The organism is Halomonas sp. BDJS001 (assembly GCF_026104355.1).
In the GTDB taxonomy this organism is placed as follows: Bacteria; Pseudomonadota; Gammaproteobacteria; order Pseudomonadales; family Halomonadaceae; genus Vreelandella.
In genome coordinates, this window is sequence record NZ_CP110535.1 from 1,596,780 (window position 1) to 1,619,046 (window position 22,267).

Consider the following 22,267-nt stretch of genomic DNA (forward strand, 5'->3'; position numbering starts at 1 on the left):
AGCTACTCAGGGGCGCACCGCTCTTGCCTAGCGAGGCCGTTTTGTCACGTTTGATTGTTAAATTGTTTTCTTAAGGTACTACTATGTCAGCTGTTTTTTTGTGCACATACCTAAAACGGCAGGCACAAGCTTTCGTAAGGCGTGTGAAGCCTATTTTGGCGAAGATAAAGTCCTTTATGACTACTACCCGGATATGAAGGAAACCTCCGAGCTGGTCAAGGAGTGGGTGTATCAAAAAGACGATTATGTGGGGCTGGATTCCCAACTTTCCGCTTCAGGTAAGCTATTTTTGAGTGGGCATGTCCCTGCTATCAAGTATGTTCATTTATTAGGCGTTACCAATACCGTCGCTTTCGTGCGCGACCCTGTTCAGCGTGTGGTGTCGGAATATCACCACCATGTGCGAAATAATTCTTATAAGAAAGATTTGCGTACTTTTTATACCCAAAGCCATGCGATTAATCGACAGTCACGCATGCTGAACCGTGTGCCGCTTGAGGCACTGGGCTTTATTGGCTTAACCGAAGCGTACGAGCGCAGCCTGGTAGAAATAAACTCACGCTATGGGTTGGCAGTTAAGTCGGTACAGCTCAATCAAGGCCGCAGCGATCAACAGGCTTCCTATGAGTTAGACGATGAAACGCTGGCTGAAATCAGGGATTTGAATGCTGACGACTTGCGCTTTTATGAACATGCGGAAAAATTATTTCAGCAGCGTACCCAGCTATTTGATGAAGGAAAACCCTACACACACGCAGCATTGCAGGATAGCAAACCTGGTATGGTGCGTGGTTGGGCCTGGTATGCTGATACGGAAGAACCTGTCGAAGTCGCCATTTATGTGAATGGCCATGAGGAGGTGCGAACCTTTGCCAAGGAGATTCGCCCCGGCATGCTGCAGTTGTCACTGCCCCGCAAAGGGTATGTTGGCTTCCATCATAAGTTTTCTAAACCTTTAAAAAAGAACGACAGCGTCGAGTGCGTGGTAGCAAGCACTGGACAGGTCATCGGCCGCTACACGGTTTAGTCGTGTATGTTGGTGAAGGAAAGTTTTTCTGTGCATGGCTTACGTTTAATTACACATGGATAAAGGTCGAGTGAACTTGTTTGTACGAAATTTACGCGTTAAGCCAAAAAGTGGCCTGCGCCCTTTAGTCGGTGAAGAGGGCGGTAGTTTTGAGTGGCTGGCATCTGATATCGACCCTCAGTTTGAGCAAACTGAGGCGCTGCCGCTTCCCGGTTGGCAAATGCTTGAGGCGGATATTGCCCACAACCAGCCCAGTGCAGCGGTTAAGCTATACTTTGATTTAGGCAACGGTTTTGAGGAGGAGTCGAGTGTTTACTTGCCCTTAAAGCTTGGCCGTATCACAAAGCGCCTGTTCTGGATGCCCTGGGGTGTGAAGGCAATTCGCTTTGATCCGCTCGAGTCAGAAGGGCTGTTCACCATTCGTCACCTGCGCTTTGTGTGGTTAACCCCTTGGTTCGCCCATGACCGCTTGGCACAACGCTTAACGCGGATGCACCACCGTTGGCGGGGGCGGGAGAAAAGAGAAGTAGTTCCCTCGTTAAAGCAGCAGGCTCATGAGAAGGGAGTTCACTGGCGTACCCTGGCCATGGCGCAATATAACGCCACGTTTGAGCGCATGAGTGCCGGCAAGAGTTATCAAGAGTGGTTGGACAATCAGGTATTGCCAAGCAGAGAGGAGGTTCGGCAATTTTTAACGCAGGCGGAATACCAACCGCTGATTTCGATTGTTGTGCCTGTTTATAATCCAGCACCTGAGTTATTAAGTGCCTGTATTGATTCAGTGGTAGCGCAGTCGTACCCCCATTGGCAGCTCTGCCTGGCAGACGACGCCTCTACCGACCCTCGGGTGCATAAGGTTTTAAACCGTTATGCCGAGTTAGACCCTCGCATTGAAGTGGTGATGCGAGAGCGTAACGGGCATATTTGTGCGGCCAGTAACAGTGCGTTGGAAATCGCAAAGGGTGAGTTTACAGCGCTGCTTGATCACGACGACACTCTCAATGAAGATGCCTTGTATCAAGTGGTCGTTGCGCTACAGGAAAAGCCTAATGCGGCGCTGCTGTATAGTGATGAAGATAAGCTAAATGATCGCGGTGAGCGGTTTGATCCTCACTTCAAGCCTGCCTGGAATCCTGACCTGCTATTGGGGCAAAACTATATCTCCCACTTGGGTGTATATCGTACTGAGCTGGTGCGCCAGGTGGGGGGCTTTCGTGAGGGGTATGAGGGCAGCCAGGATCACGACTTGGTGCTCCGGGTAACGGCGGAAATCTCCGCAGACCGTATTGTTCATATTCCCAAGGTGCTTTATCACTGGCGCGCTACGAAAGGCTCCACAGCGATGAACAGTACCCAAAAAGACTACACCGCTGAGGCGGGCCTTAAGGCGGTGGCTAGCCATGTAGAGAAGCATCACCGGGGGGCAATGGTTGAGCATGGCCATTACCCCAACACGTATCGCGTATGCTGGCCCATTCCTGCCGCGGCGCCATTGGTTAGCTTATTGATTCCTACCCGGGATCGGGTAGAGATTTTAAAGCCTTGCGTTGATGCGATTTTAGATCGTACGGACTACCAAAATTTTGAACTGTTGATTCTGGATAATGGCAGCACGTGCTCTGAAACCCTGGCGTATATGGAAGCCGTGGCAAAGCGCGATGAGAGGGTGCGTGTATTGCTCTGGTCAGAGCCGTTTAACTACTCCGCTATCAATAATTTCGGTGCCCAACATGCTAAGGGCGAAATTATTGGCTTAGTAAATAACGATATTGAGCCGATCAACCCTGAATGGTTGGGGGAGATGGTCAGCCAAGTTTGCCGCCCTGAAATTGGCTGTGTAGGGGCTAAGCTGTATTACCCCAATGATACGATTCAACACGCAGGGGTAATTCTGGGTATTGGTGGGGTGGCGGGCCATGCACACAAATACTTTACCCGTAATGCAAGTGGCTATTTCACGCGTTTGCATTTGGTTCAGAATATGTCGGCGGTTACCGCTGCCTGTTTGTTGGTGCGCAAGTCTGTCTTCGAGCAGGTGAACGGGCTAAATGAAAACGAGCTGACCGTTGCCTTTAACGATGTCGATTTTTGTTTGAAAGTGCGTGAAGCCGGGTACCGTAACCTGTGGACGCCCTACGCTGAGCTTTACCACCATGAGTCTATTTCTCGGGGTGCGGATGATAATTCGAAGAAGCGTTCGCGTGCCTCCAAAGAAGTCACGTATATGCGGGCTACATGGGGCGAGCGGTTAGATTGCGATCCTGCCTATAACCCCAACCTTACCCTTGTACATGAGGATTTTTCGTTGCGATAAACGCTTGAATATCTAGATACAAAACTGAAGGCGCTCCTAAAAATAGGTGCTTATCAGAAACTGTGCTGCACTAAAGGACTAACTTCACTGGATATTCAAGTAATACGTTTATGCTAAAAGCAATAAAAAAGCCGACCGTACCCGGTTTTGTCGATCAAGTCAGTGAGGATGCGATTAGTGGCTGGAGCTTGGCGCCGTACGTGACTGTTTTGGTCAATGGACGAGCACGTTGTCGTCTGCTTTGTGACCGCCAGCGAGCGGATGTGAAAAAGGCTGGGCATTCGTTGAGCGGCAACGTGGGTTTTCGTGGCCAGTTGGCGCTGAAGCACGGGGATATCGTCCGGGTTGTAACGGACAAAGGGGTGTCATTACGGAATAGCCCATGGCTCTATAAGCACCCCGAACAAAGCGATTGGCTACCTATGGCTATCTCTCATCACCACGCAGAGTATAAAGCACTTGCTAGGCTCCCTGATCAGTTGTCGGTAGAGAGGTTTAAACCCTTGTTTGGGTTGTCGGCAGAGCGGCAAATGGCTGGCGCTGTGCTTAATGTTGCTAACCAGGCGCCTGTCATGGCGCGTTTTGATGTGGAGCCGACGGCACATTCAAACGTGAAGCAGCTTTATGACAAGGTGATAACGCCTAGCCGGATAGCCGCACCGCCTTTATTGGATGCGATCTCTCAAGACAGGCATGTGATACAGATATTTGCTTTTCAGCCAGGTATTACACTGGATAAGGTGGGCAGAGGCTGGGAAGCTTGGGTGCCTTTAGTCATGGCGCAGCTTCTTACGCTTCAGCAAGCTGGTGAAGAAAGGCGCAGCGTTTTAAAGCGCCATTCAAGCCGTTTTAAAAGCTTATTGCATAGATTATTCCCATCGGTGTTCTTTCAGGCATTACGAGGTGGGGGTAGCAAGCTTGAATTGTCCTTTTTTATCTTTTTGATGCGGGTTACCGCACGCTTGCCACGCGTCTTGTCGCACGGAGATCTGCATCGTAATAACGTTCTCATTGATGCTCCGCGCCAGCAGGTGGCGCTTGTTGACTGGGATCGATGGGCGTATTTGCCGTTAGGGTTCGATGCTGCGCTTTTGTTGCGGGGGCTACCCTGGGGTGAAGTAGAACCGTTGGCTTTAAAAAGAGTGGATCAGCAGCTGGGTACCTTGGTGTTCACCTATCTGTTCCAGTGTTTGGACGTTGCTCACTTTATGCATTCGAAAGAAGCAGCCTTGCTGCGTGACCGTATCTATACGTTGTATGAACAGTTCAAACGGCGCTCTCATACAAGCCAATAACCCTGCCACTGCGCGCAGCGGTGCCGGGGCTGGTTGAGTGCCATTGGGCGGCTGGCGCCGCCTCCCGCGGGTGCCTCATACGCTCGTGCCTCGCGAGATTCGTTACCACGCGCTACGGTATGTGCACTCACTCGATTTCGATGGTGTGATTACGTGCACACCCCCTTGGAATCCCCATATTCAAGTGCACGCGTGATTGAATAGCGCGTGGTAAGCCTACGGCGCACCCGCAGCGGCGGCCCGGCGCGAAAGTAGCGCGAAGCGGTGCCGGGGTTGTTAAGCCAGGAACAGAACCATCGTTAAAAGGGATTTGTCGTGAGTGGTGAGGTTGGTTGGGTTGTTCTTAGCGATGGCGCGCGGCCTACCGAGGATATTTATTTCCTGGCGTCTGCGGCGCCTGAGTTGCGCCTGCGGGGAATTGCGGTTGAGCGGGTAGCCGTTTCTCGTTTCTTTGGGGCTAGCGAGTTGCATGGCCGCGCTCTGCTTAAACGCTATGCAGGCGCCAATCTGCTGCTTTGCCGCTCGCTGCCGCTAAGCTGGCTGCGTTGGTTGAAGCGTCATCGCAACGCCTTTGGCTATATCGCTTATTTAATTGATGATGATATTACGGCGGCAGCCAATGACCCCACATTACCTGCCGCCTACCGAAAGCGGATGGCGCGTATCGCTAAAAACCAGCCTCGGCTGCTGGCGTTGGCTAATGAGGTGGTGGCTTCTAGTGAGCAGTTGGCCCGCTGCTTTTTGAGTGATCACGCCAATGTTCAAGTGCTCACGCCGCCCCTTACTGCGCCTCTCCCATCCTTTGAGCATTTCGCAATACCGCTATCTTCCTCCGCTAATTGGAATATTGGCTTTTACGGTACGCGGGCGCATTTAACAGACCTCCAACATATTGCCCCCGCCATACAGCAAATGCAGTCGCAGCGTATGGATACCCAGGTAGAGATAATGCTGGGGCAGCATACCCCAGAAAACCTCATCGCACTGCCACGCGTACAAGCGCCTTCCCCTTTGCCGTGGGAGTCGTTTAAGGTCTATCAGCGAGAGCGCCGCTGCCATATAGGCTTGGCTCCGCTGTTAGATACCCCGTTCAATCGTGGCAAATCATTTATAAAGTTTTTAGATATTGCCGCCATGGGCGGGGTGGGCATTTATTCAAACCGTTACCCCTATACAGAGGTGGTACGCCACGGCGAAAACGGTTTACTGGTCAATGATACGCCCATTGAATGGCGAAGCGCTTTAGAGCATTTATTAGAAAACCCCGAAGCCGCTGCGCGGATGGCTAAACAAGCCGCTGTTGATGCAAAAAGGGTAGGTGGTGTAGAAGCCACCGTGCAGTTCTGGCTACAACGCAGCGATGCTTTGTCGCAGTAACATGAGCAGGGAGAGAATCATGGAATCTATTGTTAACGCTTTTTATCAAGAAAAGCCAAGTGCCTCGGTTGTCAGCGAGCGGGTTTCGTTTGGCACTTCTGGCCATCGCGGCAGGGCAACTGAGCGTACATTTAATGCATCTCATATCTTCGCTATTACACAGGCCGTTGTCGATTACCGCCTTGAAGCAGGCTATAAAGGCCCGCTGTTTTTAGGTTTTGATACCCACGCACTTTCTCGTCCTGCCTGGGAGTGTGCACTGCAGGTATTGGCTGCCAACAAGGTGCCGGTATTTGTCGAGAAAGATCACGGCTTCACCGCGACGCCACTGGTCAGCCGCGCGATTTTGCAGCATAACTGCCCTGACGGTCAGGCTGTACCTGATGCGGCCCTGGCAGATGGTTTAATCATTACGCCTTCGCATAATCCTCCTGAAGACGGCGGTATTAAATACAATCCGCATCATGGCGGCCCTGCGGATACCGACGCGACCGGTTGGATCGAGTTGCGCGCCAATGCTTACCTACTGCGACAGTTAGAAGATGTACCCCTTGTTCCGGTTGAAGAGGCGATTGCACACGCGCAAGAGTACGATTACACGGCGCACTACGTGTCGCAGCTAGGCAACGTAATTGATATTGCCGCTATTCAGAAGGCGAACCTGAGGCTAGGTGCTGATCCCATGGGCGGCACCGCTCTACCGGTATGGCAGGCGGTCGCGGCGCACTATAGCTTGAACCTTGATGTGGTAAACACCGCGGTTGACCCTGAGTTTGCGTTTATGCCGCCAGATCACGATGGCAAAATCCGTATGGACTGCTCAAGCTCTGCGGCGATGGCCAATCTGCTTAATATTAAAGACCGTTTCGATATCGCCTTTGGCAATGACCCTGATGCCGATCGCCACGGTATTGTCGATGCCAACGGCTTGATGAATCCCAATCATTTTTTAGCAGTGTGCATCGACTACCTGATGACCCACCGCCCAGAGTGGTCGGCTGAGCTGAAGGTGGGGAAGACGTTAGTCTCGTCTTCCATGATTGACCGGGTCGTGGCCTCGCACCAGCGTGAGCTTTATGAAGTGCCGGTAGGCTTTAAGTGGTTTGTCGATGGCCTGCATGAAGGCTGGTTGGCCTTTGGCGGTGAAGAGAGCGCCGGCGCTAGTTTGCTGACCCGCGACGGTAAGGCGTGGTCCACCGATAAAGACGGCATTGTGCTGTGTTTGTTGGCGGCAGAGATTATGGCGGTCACCGGCAAAACGCCTAGCGAGTATTACCGCACGCTCACTGAACGTTTTGGCGAGCCTTTCTATAAGCGTGTTGATACCGCTTGTTCACCGGAAGAGAAAGCGGCGTTTAAAAATCTCAGTGCTGAGAGCGTCACCGAGAAAACCCTGGCAGGTGATGCGATCACTGCCGTGCTGGTCGCCGCACCCGGCAATGGTGCTGCTATCGGTGGCATAAAAGTCACCACCGACAACGGTTGGTTCGCTGCCCGCCCAAGCGGCACAGAATCGCTTTACAAGGTGTATGCCGAGAGTTTCAAAGGCGAACAGCATCTGGATGAACTGATTGAGAATGCCAAGGGGCTATTGGCAGGGGTGTTGAAGGGGTAGTGGCGCACGGTGGTGTCTGGATTCCTTGCCGTTGGGCGTCGTTCCGCCGCCTCCCGCGGGTGCCTACGAACGCTCGCTGAACTCGCGCTCTTCGTTACCACGCGCTACGGGTGCACCCACTCGATTTCGGTGATGTGATGGCGTGCACACTCCCTTGGCATCCCCACCTGCATGTGCCTGCGTGATGGTGTGCACACTCCCTTGGAATCCCCACCGTCATGTGCACGTGAGATTGAGTAGCGCGTGGTAAGCCTACGGCGCACCCGCGGGAGCAGCGCGCAGCGGTGCCGGGGTTGGCTCGTGCAGGCGGAGTTGGTTGAGTGCCACGGGGCGTCGTTCCGCCGCCTCCCGCGGGTGCCTACGAACGCTCGTTGAACTCGCGCTCTTCGTTACCACGCGCTACGGGTGCACCCACTCGATTTCGGTGATGTGATGGCGTGCACACACCCTTGGCATCCCCACCTGCATGTGCCTGCGTGATGGTGTGCACACACCCTTGGCATCCCACCGTCATGTGCACGCGAGATTGAGTAGCGCGTGGTAAGCCTACGGCGCACCCGCGGGAGCAGCGCGAAGCGGTGCCGGGGTTAGGTTCGTGTGGGCAGTGTAGGTTGGTTGCCAGTGGGCGTCGTTCCGCCGCCTCCCGCGGGTGCCTACGAACGCTCGCTGAACTCGCGCTCTTCGTTACCACGCGCTACGGGTGCACCCACTCGATTTCGGTGGTGTGATGACGTGCACACTCCCTTGGCATCCCCACCTGCATGTGCCTGCGTGATGGTGTGCACACACCCTTGGAATCCCCACCGTCATGTGCACGCGAGATTGAGTAGCGCGTATATGGACTCCTCCTCGCTTGCAAGCACAAAAGGTCATAGCGGCACGGTCGACTGCTAGCGTATATCCGGTCTCGTAAAAGATGCCTAACGTGTGGGCATCGGACCTTAATGGGCTATTCGCACGCCGGGTACCCGCAGGGTAAACGAGCTTTCATGCTCTACGCGCTACACGGTATGGCCCGGCGTCGGTTCGACCAGTTCGCCATCTCTCTTGTGGTGTTGCAATCGGGGTGGTGGGAACACTGGTTAAATGTTTCTGACCACGTCGCCTGCTTACGCCGCGGCAGCCAACTCAGGGTTATACGGCACCTCGTAACGCGTGACGGCCCACGCCATACGCGCTGTCTTGTTGGCTAGCGCCACAATCGCCACGTTACGATGTTTGCGCACGGCAAGATGCTTGATCCACTGACTAAGCCCGTCTTCTTGCCTGACGGCAAAACGCAGCACCGCTCGTGCGCCATGTACCAACAGCTTTCGTAGATAACTGTTGCCACGCTTACTAATCCCCAACAGGCGCTCTCGTCCGCCCGTGCTGTGTTGACGCGGGGTCAGCCCTAACGAGGCGGCAAAGTCGCGTCCTCGCTTGTAAATAGCGCCGTCACCCAGCACACCCGATAAGGCACTGGCGGTGATGGGGCCAATGCCGCGCAGGGTCATTAAGCGTTTGGCGACGGGGTCAGTGTTGGCGTGCGTTTCAATGGCAGACGTTAATTGCGCAACGCGCTCGTCTAAATAACGGAGGTCATCCGCTAAGTCGGCCAGAAGGCAGCGAAAGCGGTCACTGAGCCCATTGGTGGCATCCTCCAGCCAAAGAGGCAGCGCCCGCCGTAACTGCTGGATACCGGTGGGTGCAGTAAACCCATACTCACCGACGAGGCCACGGATTTGATTGGCCTTCGCCGTGCGCTGGCTAATCAGCTCTTCACGGATCCGGTGGGTGGCTTGGCAGTCCTGTTGATCAACGGTTTTTACGGCCACGAAGCGCATCGTAGGACGGCCTAATGCTTCACAAATCGCTTCAGCATCTGCCCGATCATTTTTATTCGTTTTAACGTAAGGCTTCACGAATTGGGCGGCGATCAGCTTGACCTGGTAACCACGCGCTTGAAGTTCACGTGCCCAGTAGTGGGCAGACGCACAGGCTTCCATGCCGATGACAGCCCCTTGGGGCACACGGCGCGAGATAGCTTCCAACCACTTGGCCCGGGAATATTTACCCCGCCATTGAGGCTTCTCATGCCGGTCAACGCCATGTACGTGAAAGACAGACTTTGCGATATCCACACCAACTCGGCTAATGTTCATATGGGCTTCTCCTGACTCTCAAGCTGATAGTTTTCCAACCACCTACCAGTATGGCGCACTGACGCCGGAGTAGGGTGAGGAGGAGTCCATCCCATTGGGTAAGCCTACGGCGCACCCGCGGGAGCAGCGCGCAGCGGTGCCGGGGTTAGGTTCGTGTGGGCAGTGTAGGTTGGTTGCCAGTGGGCGTCGTCCCGCCGCCTCCCGCGGGTGCCTACGAACGCTCGCTGAACTCGCGCTCTTCGTTACCACGCGCTACAGGTGCACCCACTCGATTTCGGTGGCGTGATGATGTGCACACACCCTTGGCATCCCCACCTGCATGTGCCTGCGTGATGGTGTGCACACACCCTTGGAATCCCCACCGTCATGTGCACGCGAGATTGAGTAGCGCGTGGTAAGCCTACGGCGCACCCGCGGGAGCAGCGCGCAGCGGTGCCGGGGTTAGGTTCGTGTAGGCGATGATGGTTGGTTGCCACAGGGCGTCGTTCCGCCGCCTCCCGCGGGTGCCTACGAACGCTCGCTGAACTCGCTTTCTCGTTACCACGCGCTACGAGACCTATACTCCTGGCGATTCACGATTCACGATTCACGATTCACGATTCACGATTCACGATTCACGATTCACGATTCACGATTCACCCCTCACCCTTCACCCTTCACCCTTCACCCTTCACCTAAAAAGGAAACACCAGTGGCGTAATCAGCAGTACCGCTGCTGAATAAGTCACGCTGACCGGCAAGCCAATCTTTAAGAAATCCGTGATGCGGTAGCGGCCGGGCGAATAGACCATTAGGTGAGTTTGGTAACCAAACGGGATTAAAAAGCAGGCGCTGGCGCCATACGCTACGGCCATGACAAACGGCAGTGGGTCGGCACCAAAGGCGTGGGCGGTGCTCCAGGCAACGGGAAAGGCCAATGCGGCAGCGGCATTGTTGGTCACGGTTTCTGTGAGTAACAGCGTTAGTAGGTAACAACCCACAAATGCGGCATAGATACCGTAGCCGCTGAACAGCCCCTGCATGCCGCTGGCTAACAAGCCTGCCGCCCCTGAGTTTTCCAACGCTTGGGCAATCGCTAACGCTGAACCAATAATCAGCCATAGCTCAAAGGGGAAGCGGCGGCGCAGCTCCGCCAGGCTGATCACTTTCAGCAGCAGCAACCCCCCCAGCAGTATCAGCAGCCCATGGAACAGGGGGAGCAGGTTAGCGGTGGCCAGGGCGATCACTACTGCAAACCCGCCTACGGTGAACAGGCTTTCCTTGTTGCTCAACTGCGGCCGAGTGAAACTGCCGCTCAGTAAGTGGAAGTTGCGGTCTAGGTTGCGGTGCTGCCGGAAATCAGCGCTTACCGCTAACAGCAAACAGTCCCCCACGCGCAGCGGGATTTTCCCCAACTGCCCCTCCAAACGTTTTTCTCCCCGTCGTATACCCACCACCCCGGCACTGAACATACTGCGAAAATCCACATCCTGCAGGGTTTTACCTGAAAGCTCGGATTCGTGGGAAATCACCACCTCTACCAAGTTCGTCGCTAACAGGTTATCGGCTTGATGGCCAAACAGCTGCAGCCCGGGAAAACGCTGCAGGGCTTGTACCTTGCCGACTTCACCCGTGAAAACCAGGGTGTCATTGGCCATCAGTTGCTCATCCGGCGCGACGGGGCTAATCAGCCGTCCTTTACGCTCTATTTCCAGCAAGTAGAGCCCTTCCAGGCTGCGCAGGCCGTTCTCTTCGATGGTTTTGCCGATCATCGGCGAGTCGGGCTCCAGGTCTGCAGCCAGAAAGTAGGAGAGCTTTTCGCTGGTGTCTTCGAGTTGGTGGTGCGGCAGAGTGTTTGCGCGCCACATTAGAACGCTGAGGGTCACCAGCGCCACGGGAATACCCACTAAGCTGAACTGGAACATGCCCAGCTCGCTACCACTGGCGCTTAAGTTAAACGAGTTCACCACCAGGTTGGTGGACGTGCCTACCAGAGTGGTAATACCGCCCAGGATGGAGGCGTAAGAGAGCGGGATTAATAGCCGGGATGGCGCGATACGCTGCTGGCGCGAAATAGCGCCAAGAAAGGCAGCTACCACGGCAGTGTTATTCAAAAAAGCGGAAAGTACCGCCGTACTGCCCATTAAGCGTGCCGTCGCAAGCCGCGGGTGGCCCTTTAACAAATGGCGAGATAGCCAGTCCAGCAGCGGCGAGCGTTCAAGCGCTAGCGATACCAGCAGCAAGAGCAAAAGCGTGGCGAGCGCTGGGTTGGTGTATTGGGTGAGCAGGTTGGCGGTGTCCACAAACCCGAGTAGCAAAAAAACGGCGGCTAGGGTGACAAAGGCGATGGCGGGTTTTACGCGCCCGCTGATTAACAGTGCCAATAAAATCGTAATAGAAAGCAGAACGGCCCAGGGGGTCATGGTGGGTCCTTAAAAACGTTAACTTCATGGTTCACTTGCTGGATTTTACGCAGGCTTTTATGATGGTGTCTAATGATTGCCGGTTTTCGATACGAAACTTCTTGAAAAATATATTTAATACAGGTGGTTAGCTTTAATTTTGAGTATTAAACATTTATCGCCTGAAAGACTCAATGAACGCCGTATGCAAGCCGTAAAGCTCCGTTTGGATGGCTTGACTGTTGCATTGGCAAGCCAGCAAACCGGGCTTTCTGCTCCGACCGTTTCTGCGGCCTGGAAGGCGTTCCGTGAGGGTGGCTGGGCGGCAGTGCCAGTGCGCCCCCGTGGCCGTTTAAAAGGACAGGCCAATGTGCTCGATGCCGCTATTCAGCAGCGGTTGTGGGAGGCGCTATATGAACAGCCACCCGCTCAACAGCCAGGCTGGAGCAGCGCAGATCTTGCGGATTATTTACGCGATGCGCATGGCGTCGAGTTGACTCAGCGTGGCATTGAGCACTGGTGGGAAAACCAAGGCTTGAAGCATGAGCCTTGGCCGTTAAGCGCATTGGCTAAGCAGCGCTCCCAGCGGGGGCGGTGGTATCGGCAGGCCGTAGCGCCGCTGTTTGACAGTTTGAAAGACGCTGACCAGCGTTGGCAGGGCGGAGTGCGGAGGGTGGCGCATCCACAGCGTCCGGTTTATCAGCTCTATTTGCATGGCCCGCGTGGCCGGTTGTGGATGCGCTGTTTTAAGCGCCCACCCTTGGCCGATGACTATCTGGCCGCTATGCAGGCGCTCATAGGCAAGAGTGAAGAAAGTAAGACGCCAGTCGCCTTGGTATTTCATGGCGCTTGGTTTTCAGCCAGCCCGCCAGTAACGGCTTGGTTGGCGCAACAAACGATGTTTTGGTTAGTGCCGGTACCGGCCGATATGGGCTTGGCTTCCTAGCACTTGAGAGCAAATTTTTTTCACGCTACGTTTTTTCACACAATTGTTGGGACAGATGATGACATCACTCACCCATTTACAGCGACTGGAAGCGGAAAGCATTCAGATCATGCGCGAAGTGGTTGCCGAGACTGAAAACCCGGTAATGCTTTATTCCGTTGGTAAGGATTCCGCGGTCATGCTGCACCTGGCTCGTAAAGCCTTTGCACCTTCGCCGCCGCCGTTCCCGCTGCTGCACGTCGATACCCGCTGGAAGTTCCGCGCCATGTATGAGTTCCGCGACAATATGGCGGAAGATATTGGTATGGATCTGCTGGTGCATATCAACCCGGAGGGGGTTGAGAAAGATATCAATCCGTTTACCCACGGGTCGGCGATTCATACCGACATCATGAAGACCGAAGGCTTAAAGCAGGCGTTGGATAAGTACGGCTTTGATGCGGCTTTCGGTGGTGCCCGGCGTGATGAAGAAAAGTCCCGCGCCAAGGAGCGTATTTTCTCGTTCCGCACCGCCCAGCACCGCTGGGATCCGAAAAATCAGCGCCCCGAGCTTTGGAAGCTCTATAACACCCGTAAGAATGGTAAAGAGTCGATTCGCGTATTTCCCATCTCCAACTGGACCGAGCTGGATATCTGGCAGTACATCTATCTGCAAAATATCCCCATTGTCCCGCTCTATTATGCGGCCGAACGACCGGTGGTGGAGCGCGATGGCGCGCTTATCATGGTCGATGACGAGCGCATGCCGTTAGAGCCGGGTGAAGTGCCCATGATGCGTAAAGTACGTTTCCGTACCCTGGGCTGCTACCCGCTCACCGGTGCGGTTGAGTCAGAAGCGGATACCTTACCTGCCATTATTCAAGAAATGCTATTGACCAAAACATCGGAACGCCAGGGCCGGGTGATTGATAGCGATAGCGCGGCATCCATGGAGAAGAAGAAGCAAGAGGGGTATTTTTAATGTCTCACTCATCTGACCTGATTGCTGACGATATCGAAGGCTACCTGAAAGCCCACGAGCATAAGGGCTTGCTGCGTTTTATTACCTGCGGCAGCGTCGACGACGGTAAAAGTACCCTGATTGGCCGCTTGCTATTTGAGTCCAAGTTGCTGTTCGAAGACCAGTTGGCTTCGATTGAAGCTGATTCGAAAAAATACGGTACCCAGGGCGGCGAGATGGATTTTGCGCTACTGGTAGATGGTTTGGCCGCAGAGCGCGAGCAGGGCATTACCATCGATGTGGCGTATCGCTTTTTCTCGACCGAGAAGCGCAAGTTTATCGTGGCGGATACCCCAGGGCACGAGCAGTACACTCGCAACATGGTAACCGGGGCTTCCACGGCTGATGCGGCTATCCTGATGGTCGATGCCCGCCACGGCATTTTGACCCAAACCCGTCGTCATAGCTTTTTAATGTCGTTAATGGGCATGCGCCACGTGGTGGTAGCCATTAATAAGATGGATTTGGTCGACTACTCCAAAGCGCGTTTTGATCAGATTGCTGAAGAGTACCGCGCTTTCGCCAAGCAACTGGGGCTGGAGAACATCACCTTCATTCCCATGTCGGCGCTGAAGGGCGACAACGTCATTGAGCACAGCGCCAAAATGCCGTGGTACCACGGCACAACGCTGCTGGGCTACCTGGAAACCGTTGAGCTGGATGCGGAACACCTTCAGCGTTCGCCTTTCCGTATGCCCGTGCAGTGGGTGAACCGCCCCAATCTGGATTTCCGTGGTTTTACTGGCATGGTGGCTAGCGGTGTTGTGCGCCCCGGTGACCAAATCCGTGTTCAGCCTTCTGGCAAAACCAGCACTGTCTCGCGGATTTATACCTTGGATGGTGACTTGGACGAGGCCGTTGCTGGTCAGTCGATTACGCTGCTGTTGGAAGATGAAATCGACATCTCCCGCGGCGATGTAATTTCCGGTGTTGACCAGCCAGCCCACACCGCCGACCAGTTTGAAACCACGCTGGTGTGGATGCATGAAGCGCCGCTACTGCCGGGCCGCCCTTACTTGATGAAGCTGGGCACCCAAACGGTGTCGGCGACTGTCACTGATATCAAGTATCAGGTCAACGTCAATACCCTGGAGCACACGGCGAGTAAGCAGCTTGATCTGAACGGTATTGGTATTTGTACCTTGAGCCTTAATCGCTCGGTTGCCTTTGATGCTTACAAAGACAACCACGATACCGGCGGCTTTATTCTGATCGACCGTATGACCAACAATACGGTTGGCGCAGGCATGCTCCACTTCGCCTTACGGCGTAGTCAGAATATCCATATGCAACATGTGGATATTGATAAGCAGGCGCGTGCGCTGGCAAAAGGCCAGAAGCCAGCCGTGCTGTGGTTCACCGGGCTTTCCGGGGCCGGTAAATCGACCATTGCTAACCTGGTTGAGAAGAAGCTCTTCGCCCATGGCCAGCACACCTACCTGCTGGATGGTGATAATGTGCGCCACGGCTTGAACCGTGATTTAGGCTTTACCGATGCTGACCGCGTTGAAAATGTGCGTCGAGTGGCGGAAACCGCCAAGTTAATGGTGGATGCCGGGTTGATTGTGATGTCGGCGTTTATCTCGCCTTTCCGCAGCGAGCGCCAGTTGGCGCGGGATTTGTTGGAAGCGGGTGAGTTCATCGAAATTTTTGTCGATGCACCGCTGGATGTCGTTGAGGCGCGCGATCCGAAAGGCCTGTATAAAAAGGCCCGCCGTGGTGAGCTGAAGAACTTTACTGGCATTGATTCTGTCTATGAAGCACCTGAAGCGCCGGATGTGCATTTGAAAACATCCGAAATGGACGCGGAAGCAGCGGCCGACGCCGTAATTGCGGCACTGCGCGAACGCGGAATGATCAGTTGATTTGAATGCGCTAGCTGTCAGGTGGTGGCGAGGTTGGCCGCTGCTTGGCAGCTTTTTTTATGCAAGGAAAAAAGCTATGTCTGCAAACCCAATGTCTGTTATTGATCAAGCCCTGCTGGATGCCGTTGAAGGTATCGCTCGTGAAGCGGGCGATGCGATTATGAGCGTTTATGCCCGCGAGTTCAGCGTGGAAGAGAAGGAAGATAAAAGCCCGTTAACCGAGGCTGATAAAGCGGCGCACAACGTTATTGTTCGCGGCCTGAAGGCGCTTCCGGTGCAGTTTCCGATCCTCTCGGAAGAGGATATTGAGGGGTTTTCCGGTGCCGATGCAGAGGGCCGCTATTGGTTGGTCGACCCGCTTGATGGCACCAAAGAGTTCATCAAGCGTAACGGTGAATTCACCGTCAATATTGCTTTGATTGAAAACGGTAAGCCCGTGCTCGGCGTGGTGACCGCGCCTGCGCTAGAGGTGGGTTACGTTGCCGCGCGGGGGCTGGGCGCGTTTAAGGTTGAAGCGGATGGAAGCCGCAAGGCTATTTCCGTGGCAGGCAAGCCGAAAGCGGGCGTTACCTGGCGGGTAGTGGGGAGCCGTTCGCACCCCAGTCCTGATTTGGCCGCTTGGCTGGAAAAGTTGGGTGAGCACACCATGCTGCCCATGGGCAGTTCGTTAAAGCTGTGCATCATTGCCGAAGGTTTTGCCGATGCCTACCCCCGCTTGGGGCCCACCTGCCTATGGGACACCGGCGCCGCCCATGCGGTAGTGCTCGAAGCAGGCGGTCGCGTAGAAACCCTGGAAGGCACCCCGCTTAGCTACGCCAACCCCAGCGAAAAGCTCAATCCCTATTTTGTGGTGTGGGGGCATTAAGCCAAAGCGCCACCGTTTTTTGTTTTGCCAACCTTCTATATGCATAACGTGCACATGCCCTTGGAATCCCCACCGTCATGTGCCTGCGTGATTGAGTAGCGCGTATATGGACTCCTCCTCGCTTGCAAGCACAAAAGGTCATAGCGGCACGGTCGACTGCTAGCGTATATCCGGTCTCGTAAAAGATGCCTAACGTGTGGGCATCGGACCTTAATGGGCTATTCGCACGCCGGGTACCCGCAGGGTAAACGAGCTTTCATGCTCTACGCGCTACACGGTATGGCCCGGCGTCGGTTCGACCAGTTCGCCATCTCTCTGTGGTGTTGCAATCGGGGTGGTAGAACACTGGTTAAATGTTTCTGACCACGTCGCCTGCTTACGCCGCGGCAATAACTCAGGGTTATACGGCACCTCGTAACGCGTGACGGCCCGCCATACGCGCTGTCTTGTTGGCTAGCGCCACAATCGCCACGTTACGATGTTTGCGCACGGCAAGATGCTTGATCCACTGACTAAGCCCGTCTTCTTGCCTGACGGCAAAACGCAGCACCGCTCGTGCGCCATGTACCATAGCTTTCGTAGATAACTGTTGCCACGCTACTAATCCCCAGCAGGCGCTCTCGTCGCCCGTGCTGTGTTGACGCGGGGTCAGCCTAACGAGGCGGCAAAGTCGCGTCCTCGCTTGTAAATAGCGCCGTCACCCAGCACACCCGATAAGGCACTGGCGGTGATGGGGCCAATGCCGCGCAGGGTCATTAAGCGTTTGGCGACGGGGTCAGTGTTGGCGTGCGTTTCAATGGCAGACGTTAATTGCGCAACGCGCTCGTCTAAATAACGGAGGTCATCCGCTAAGTCGGCCAGAAGGCAGCGAAAGCGGTCACTGAGCCATTGGTGGCATCCTCCAGCCAAAGAGGCAGCGCCCGCCAGCCAACTGCTGGATACCGGTGGGTGCAGTAAGCCATACTCACCGACGAGGCCACGGATTTGATTGGCCTTCGCCGTGCGCTGGCTAATCAGCTCTTCACGGATCCGGTGGGTGGCTTGGCAGTCCTGTTGATCAACGGTTTTTACGGCCACGAAGCGCATCGTAGGACGGCCTAATGCTTCACAAATCGCTTCAGCATCTGCCCGATCATTTTTATTCGTTTTAACGTAGGCTTCACAGGTGGGCGGCGATCAGCTTGACCTGGTAACCACGCGCTTGAAGTTCACGTGCCCAGTAGTGGGCAGACGCACAGGCTTCCATGCCGATGACAGCCCCTTGGGGCACACGGCGCAGATAGCTTCCAACCACTTGGCCCGGGAATATTTACCCCGCCATTGAGGCTTCTCATGCCGGTCAACGCCATGTACGTGAAAGACAGACTTTGCGATATCCACACCAACTCGGCTAATGTTCATATGGGCTTCTCCTGACTCTCAAGCTGATAGTTTTCCAACCACCTACCAGTATGGCGCACTGACGCCGGAGTAGGGTGAGGAGGAGTCCATCCCATTGGGTAACGAAGAACGCGAGCTCAGCGAGCGTTCGTAGGCACCCGCGAAAGGCGTCGGCACGACGCCCAAGGGCAACCAACCCACACTGCCCACACGAGCCAAACTCCGGCACCGCTGCGCGCTGCTCCCGCGGGTGCGCTTCGCTTACCACGCGCTACTCAATCTCGCGTGCACATGCAGGTGGGGATGCCAAGGAAGTGTGCACGTCATCACGCCACCGAAATCGAGTGATTATCGCAGCGCGTGGTAACGAATCTCGCGAGGCACGAGCGAATGAGGCACCCGCGGGAGGCGTCGGAACGACGCCCTGTGGCAACCAACCATCACCGCCTACATGGGCCAACCCCGGCACCGCTGCGCGCTGCTCCCGCGGGTGCGCCGTAGGCTTACCCAATGGGATGGACTCCTCCTCACCCTACTCCGGCGTCAGTGCGCCATACTGGTAGGTGGTTGGAAAACTATCAGCTTGAGAGTCAGGAGAAGCCCATATGAACATTAGCCGAGTTGGTGTGGATATCGCAAAAGTCTGTCTTTCCACGTACATGGCGTTGACCGGCATGAAGCCTCAATGGCGGGGTAAATATTCCGGGCCAAGTGGTTTGGAAGCTATCTCGCGCCGTGTGCCCCAAGGGGCTGTCATCGGCATGGAAGCCTGTGCGTCTGCCCACTACTGGGCACGTGAACTTCAAGCGCGTGGTTACCAGGTCAAGCTGATCGCCGCCCAATTCGTGAAGCCTTACGTTAAAACGAATAAAAATGATCGGGCAGATGCTGAAGCGATTTGTGAAGCATTAGGCCGTCCTACGATGCGCTTCGTGGCCGTAAAACGTTGATCAACAGGACTGCCAAGCCACCCACCGGATCCGTGAAGAGCTGATTAGCCAGCGCACGGCGAAGGCCAATCAAATCCGTGGCCTCGTCGGTGAGTATGGGTTTACTGCACCCACCGGTATCCAGCAGTTACGGCGGGCGCTGCCTCTTTGGCTGGAGGATGCCACCAATGGGCTCAGTGACCGCTTTCGCTGCCTTCTGGCCGACAGCGGATGACCTCCGTTATTTAGACGAGCGCGTTGCGCAATTAACGTCTGCCATTGAAACGCACGCCAACACTGACCCGTCGCCAAACGCTTAATGACCCTGCGCGGCATTGGCCCCATCACCGCCAGTGCCTTATCGGGTGTGCTGGGTGACGGCGCTATTTACAAGCGAGGACGCGACTTTGCCGCCTCGTTAGGGCTGACCCCGCGTCAACACAGCACGGGCGGACGAGAGCGCCTGTTGGGGATTAGTAAGCGTGGCAACAGTTATCTACGAAAGCTGTTGGTACATGGCGCACGAGCGGTGCTGCGTTTTGCCGTCAGGCAAGAAGACAGAGCTTAGTCAGTGGATCAAGCATCTTGCCGTGCGCAAACATCGTAACGTGGCGATTGTGGCGCTAGCCAACAAGACAGCGCGTATGGCGTGGCCGTCACGCGTTACGAGGTGCCGTATAACCCTGAGTTGGCTGCCGCGGCGTAAGCGGGCGACGTGGTCAGAAACATTTAACCAGTGTTCCCACCACCCCGATTGCAACACCACAAGAGATGGCGAACTGGTCGAACCGACGCCAGGCCATACCGTGTAGCGCGTAGAGCATGAAAGCTCGTTTACCCTGCGGGTACCCGGCGTGCGAATAGCCCATTAAGGTCCGATGCCCACACGTTAGGCATCTTTTACGAGACCGGATATACGCTAGCAGTCGACCGTGCCGCTATGACCTTTTGTGCTTGCAAGCGAGGAGGAGTCCATATACGCGCTACGGGTGCTCGCTCGATTCCGGTGGCATCCCCACCTGCATGTGCATGCGAGATTGAGTAGCGCGTGGTAAGCCTCGGGCGCACCCGCGAAAGCAGCGCGCAGCGGTGCCGGGGTTGGCCCGTGTAGGCGATGATGGTTCGGTGCCACTGGGCGTCGTTCCGACGCCTCCCGCGGGTGCCTACAAACGCTCGCTGAACTCGCGTTCTTCGTTACCACGCGCTACGGGGTGTGGTAATACTCGAATTTATTGTAAAAAGGGTGTCCAATGATTAACCAAGATGTGAGGGGGTTAGGAGGATACGATGTACGCGATTGAATTTGAAACCGATATCCAGGATGGTGTGGTCAATATTCCTGATGAGTATAAAGCGTTTGCTAATACGCATGCGCGTGTTGTTATCTTGCTGGAAGATGATTCCGAAAGCTCGGATCTACGAGCATTTTCTGAACACTCTGCTGGATTGGTAGATGAATGGAGCAGTGCAGTTGAGGACGCAGTATGGAAGTGAGTCGAGGTGAACTCGTATTGTGCGAGTTCTACTTTTCCGACTCTAAACAGCGGAAACTCAGGCCCGTGATTGTTTTTAGGGATAACCTGCCTTTTGATGATTTTTGTCGGGGTTCCTGTCAGTAGCCAATTACATAGACTGCATAATGATGAATCGCTGCTTGAAGAAGCTGATTTAGAAGAAGGTGGTCTGCCAAAGCGTTCTAAAGTTATGGTAAGAAAAACATTTGTCATTTCAAAATAGGTTGTTGTGAAGAAGTATGGTTCTTTAACAGCCGTACGCTTCCAACAACTCCATCAGGATTTCTGTCGGTATTTTGATTGCTGTTGAGCACTCTTCTGGAATCCCCATTTCCATGTGCACGCGAGATTTAGTAGCGCGTGGTAAGCGAAGCGCACCCGTGGGAGCAGCGCGCAGCGGTGCCGGGGTTGGCCCGTGTAGGCGATGATGGTTCGGTGCCACTGGGCGTCGTTCCGCCGCCTCCCGCGGGTGCAGCCACTTGAATGCGTTTCCACTTTTATTCCCAATCCATATTGGCGACATCGGGGGCTTGTTGTGTGCCCCAGTCGGGGTCGTACCAGCCTTTTTGAACGCATTGTTGAAAGCTTGACCACTCCCAGTCCCGTGGGGCTTTCGTCCAGCCGTGTTTGACGGGGTTGTAGTGGATGTAATCCATATGGCGTTGCCAGTCGTTTTCGTCGCGAATGACGTGTTCCCAGAAGCCGCGCTGCCAGGCGTTATGGGTGCCGGGTGGAAAGAAGAATTCCTGTGAGGCGTATTTTTTGATATCCCGCCAGCGTGAGGAGTAGTCGGCGTCGCCTTCAGGCAATCTCCACAGGCAGTGGAGGTGGTCTGGGAGCAGTACGAACGCATCCATTGCGAAAGGCTGCTCTTCTCGAACTCTACGAAAGGCGCGTCCTAGGGCATCAATATTAAGACGATCCGCCAGTAGTGGTTGTCGTGCGTAGGTGACGACGGTAAAAAAGTAGCAGCCGCCAGGAACATGCGCGCGTCGATAGGTTGCCACCCTTGCCTCCATGCAGAATGATTGGGTTATGAAGGCCTAGTGTAGCGCATCGTTATGGGTTGTGGGGGCTATGACTTGCTTAACGTATCGAGCGGTATTTCCAGATGCTGGGGCCGGTTGAGCACATTGAGCAGCACGATGGCGCGCTCTTCGCCTTTACAGCGGGTGAAGATGGCTTCCAGGTTTTTGAAGGGGCCGTCGGTGATGGTGACTTTCTCGCCGGCGTTGAAGTAGGTGTGAATGCCTTCCTTGCTGTGCGGCTGGGCGCGCAGGGTTTCGACGAGCTGCGAAGGCACTGAGACGGGCCTGTCGCCAAAGGTGAGCAGGCGCAGCACGCCGCGGGTGGAGCGAATTGGCCGCCAGTTGCTGACAAGCTGATCCAGGCAGATAAACAGGTAGTAGGGGAAGAGTGGTTCGGTCACCGTAGTGAGCTTGCCTTGACGCTTGCGTTGGCTATTCAGGACAGGATGAAACACCTCAAAACCTTGGTTGGCGAGGTGCTCGGCAGCGCGAAATGATTCGCCCCCTTTACACTGAATAACGTACCAGGCGGGCGCTGCTGCGCCCTCCTGGTCATTGCAAACATCCATGCCATCATCCTTGCGTCT

Annotated in this window: 16 protein-coding genes and 2 pseudogenes; 11 read left to right on the forward strand and 7 right to left on the reverse strand. The window is 55.0% G+C overall.

Annotated features, from left to right (window positions below):
• The first annotated feature begins 100 nt into the window (after nt 1-100).
• The 5 genes from OM794_RS07235 (at nt 101) to pgm (ending at nt 7,628) form a co-directional block, all read left to right on the forward strand.
• On the forward strand, nt 101-1,027 hold the full coding sequence (locus OM794_RS07235) for a sulfotransferase family protein (protein WP_265154410.1): 927 nt from the start codon (nt 101-103) through the stop codon (nt 1,025-1,027).
• 70 nt (nt 1,028-1,097) lie between these two features.
• Nucleotides 1,098-3,341: a glycosyltransferase family 2 protein gene (locus OM794_RS07240; protein WP_226251141.1), complete on the forward strand. Its 2,244-nt coding sequence runs from the start codon at nt 1,098-1,100 to the stop codon at nt 3,339-3,341.
• 110 nt (nt 3,342-3,451) lie between these two features.
• Entirely contained in the window at nt 3,452-4,636 is a 1,185-nt protein-coding gene (locus OM794_RS07245; RefSeq protein ID WP_226251142.1) for a phosphotransferase, read from the forward strand.
• Nucleotides 4,637-4,951: 315 nt separating this feature from the next.
• Entirely contained in the window at nt 4,952-6,013 is a 1,062-nt protein-coding gene (locus tag OM794_RS07250) for a glycosyltransferase (protein WP_226251143.1), read from the forward strand.
• Between the two features lie 19 nt (nt 6,014-6,032).
• Nucleotides 6,033-7,628: a phosphoglucomutase (alpha-D-glucose-1,6-bisphosphate-dependent) gene (gene pgm / locus OM794_RS07255; protein WP_226251144.1), complete on the forward strand. Its 1,596-nt coding sequence runs from the start codon at nt 6,033-6,035 to the stop codon at nt 7,626-7,628.
• Nucleotides 7,629-8,737: 1,109 nt separating this feature from the next.
• Here pgm and OM794_RS07260 read toward each other — a convergent pair.
• Both OM794_RS07260 and OM794_RS07265 read right to left on the reverse strand, forming a co-directional pair.
• Complete coding sequence (locus tag OM794_RS07260) at nt 8,738-9,772, reverse strand: IS110 family transposase (RefSeq protein ID WP_226251500.1); 1,035 nt, start codon at nt 9,770-9,772, stop codon at nt 8,738-8,740.
• A 674-nt stretch (nt 9,773-10,446) separates the two neighbouring features.
• On the reverse strand, nt 10,447-12,174 hold the full coding sequence (locus OM794_RS07265) for an SLC13 family permease (RefSeq protein ID WP_226251486.1): 1,728 nt from the start codon (nt 12,172-12,174) through the stop codon (nt 10,447-10,449).
• A gap of 184 nt (nt 12,175-12,358) precedes the next feature.
• Between OM794_RS07265 and OM794_RS07270 the strand changes: the two genes are divergently transcribed.
• From OM794_RS07270 to cysQ, 4 genes are all read left to right on the forward strand, one after another.
• Nucleotides 12,359-13,099, forward strand: a complete 741-nt coding sequence (locus OM794_RS07270; protein ID WP_226251485.1) for a helix-turn-helix domain-containing protein — start codon at nt 12,359-12,361, stop codon at nt 13,097-13,099.
• A 58-nt stretch (nt 13,100-13,157) separates the two neighbouring features.
• Nucleotides 13,158-14,060 (forward strand): sulfate adenylyltransferase subunit CysD, encoded by a 903-nt coding sequence (cysD, locus tag OM794_RS07275; RefSeq protein WP_226251484.1) that lies wholly within the window; start codon nt 13,158-13,160, stop codon nt 14,058-14,060.
• Complete coding sequence (cysN, locus tag OM794_RS07280) at nt 14,060-15,964, forward strand: sulfate adenylyltransferase subunit CysN (RefSeq protein ID WP_226251483.1); 1,905 nt, start codon at nt 14,060-14,062, stop codon at nt 15,962-15,964. The genes cysD and cysN overlap by 1 nt, the downstream gene beginning before the upstream one ends.
• 91 nt (nt 15,965-16,055) lie before the next feature.
• Nucleotides 16,056-16,829 carry a 3'(2'),5'-bisphosphate nucleotidase CysQ gene (gene cysQ / locus OM794_RS07285; RefSeq protein ID WP_226251487.1) on the forward strand — a complete coding sequence of 258 codons (774 nt, stop codon included), beginning with the start codon at nt 16,056-16,058 and terminating at the stop codon, nt 16,827-16,829.
• A gap of 400 nt (nt 16,830-17,229) precedes the next feature.
• Here cysQ and OM794_RS07290 read toward each other — a convergent pair whose 3' ends face one another.
• The 3 genes and pseudogenes from OM794_RS07290 to OM794_RS23340 all read right to left on the reverse strand — a co-directional run.
• Nucleotides 17,230-17,379: a hypothetical protein gene (locus OM794_RS07290; protein WP_265154411.1), complete on the reverse strand. Its 150-nt coding sequence runs from the start codon at nt 17,377-17,379 to the stop codon at nt 17,230-17,232.
• Nucleotides 17,380-17,477: 98 nt separating this feature from the next.
• On the reverse strand, nt 17,478-17,585 hold the full coding sequence (locus OM794_RS23335; protein WP_413927727.1) for a transposase: 108 nt from the start codon (nt 17,583-17,585) through the stop codon (nt 17,478-17,480).
• 219 nt (nt 17,586-17,804) lie between these two features.
• Nucleotides 17,805-17,975: pseudogene (locus OM794_RS23340) on the reverse strand (IS110 family transposase); the annotation flags it as partial.
• A gap of 839 nt (nt 17,976-18,814) precedes the next feature.
• On the opposite strand from OM794_RS23340, the pseudogene OM794_RS07300 reads away from it, so the two are divergent.
• Both OM794_RS07300 and OM794_RS07305 read left to right on the forward strand, forming a co-directional pair.
• Nucleotides 18,815-19,791: pseudogene (locus OM794_RS07300) on the forward strand (IS110 family transposase); the annotation flags it as partial.
• Nucleotides 19,792-20,425: 634 nt separating this feature from the next.
• Complete coding sequence (locus OM794_RS07305; RefSeq protein WP_211593689.1) at nt 20,426-20,632, forward strand: hypothetical protein; 207 nt, start codon at nt 20,426-20,428, stop codon at nt 20,630-20,632.
• Between the two features lie 517 nt (nt 20,633-21,149).
• Here OM794_RS07305 and OM794_RS07310 read toward each other — a convergent pair.
• Nucleotides 21,150-21,659, reverse strand: a complete 510-nt coding sequence (locus tag OM794_RS07310) for an REP-associated tyrosine transposase (protein ID WP_226251458.1) — start codon at nt 21,657-21,659, stop codon at nt 21,150-21,152.
• Between the two features lie 68 nt (nt 21,660-21,727).
• Entirely contained in the window at nt 21,728-22,249 is a 522-nt protein-coding gene (gene rfaH / locus OM794_RS07315) for a transcription/translation regulatory transformer protein RfaH (RefSeq protein ID WP_226251457.1), read from the reverse strand.
• Between the last annotated feature and the right edge of the window lie 18 nt (nt 22,250-22,267).

Excerpts from the sequence above, each read along its gene's own strand:
- OM794_RS07245 (WP_226251142.1), top strand. The coding sequence starts at position 3,452 with ATGCTAAAAGCAATAAAAAAGCCGACCGTACCCGGTTTTGTCGATCAA.
- pgm (WP_226251144.1), top strand. The coding sequence starts at position 6,033 with ATGGAATCTATTGTTAACGCTTTTTATCAAGAAAAGCCAAGTGCCTCG.
- OM794_RS07260 (WP_226251500.1), bottom strand. The coding sequence starts at position 9,772 with ATGAACATTAGCCGAGTTGGTGTGGATATCGCAAAGTCTGTCTTTCAC.
- OM794_RS07265 (WP_226251486.1), bottom strand. The coding sequence starts at position 12,174 with ATGACCCCCTGGGCCGTTCTGCTTTCTATTACGATTTTATTGGCACTG.
- OM794_RS07270 (WP_226251485.1), top strand. The coding sequence starts at position 12,359 with ATGCAAGCCGTAAAGCTCCGTTTGGATGGCTTGACTGTTGCATTGGCA.
- cysD (WP_226251484.1), top strand. The coding sequence starts at position 13,158 with ATGACATCACTCACCCATTTACAGCGACTGGAAGCGGAAAGCATTCAG.
- cysN (WP_226251483.1), top strand. The coding sequence starts at position 14,060 with ATGTCTCACTCATCTGACCTGATTGCTGACGATATCGAAGGCTACCTG.
- cysQ (WP_226251487.1), top strand. The coding sequence starts at position 16,056 with ATGTCTGTTATTGATCAAGCCCTGCTGGATGCCGTTGAAGGTATCGCT.
- OM794_RS23335 (WP_413927727.1), bottom strand. The coding sequence starts at position 17,585 with ATGACCCTGCGCGGCATTGGCCCCATCACCGCCAGTGCCTTATCGGGT.
- OM794_RS07305 (WP_211593689.1), top strand. The coding sequence starts at position 20,426 with ATGTACGCGATTGAATTTGAAACCGATATCCAGGATGGTGTGGTCAAT.
- rfaH (WP_226251457.1), bottom strand. The coding sequence starts at position 22,249 with ATGGATGTTTGCAATGACCAGGAGGGCGCAGCAGCGCCCGCCTGGTAC.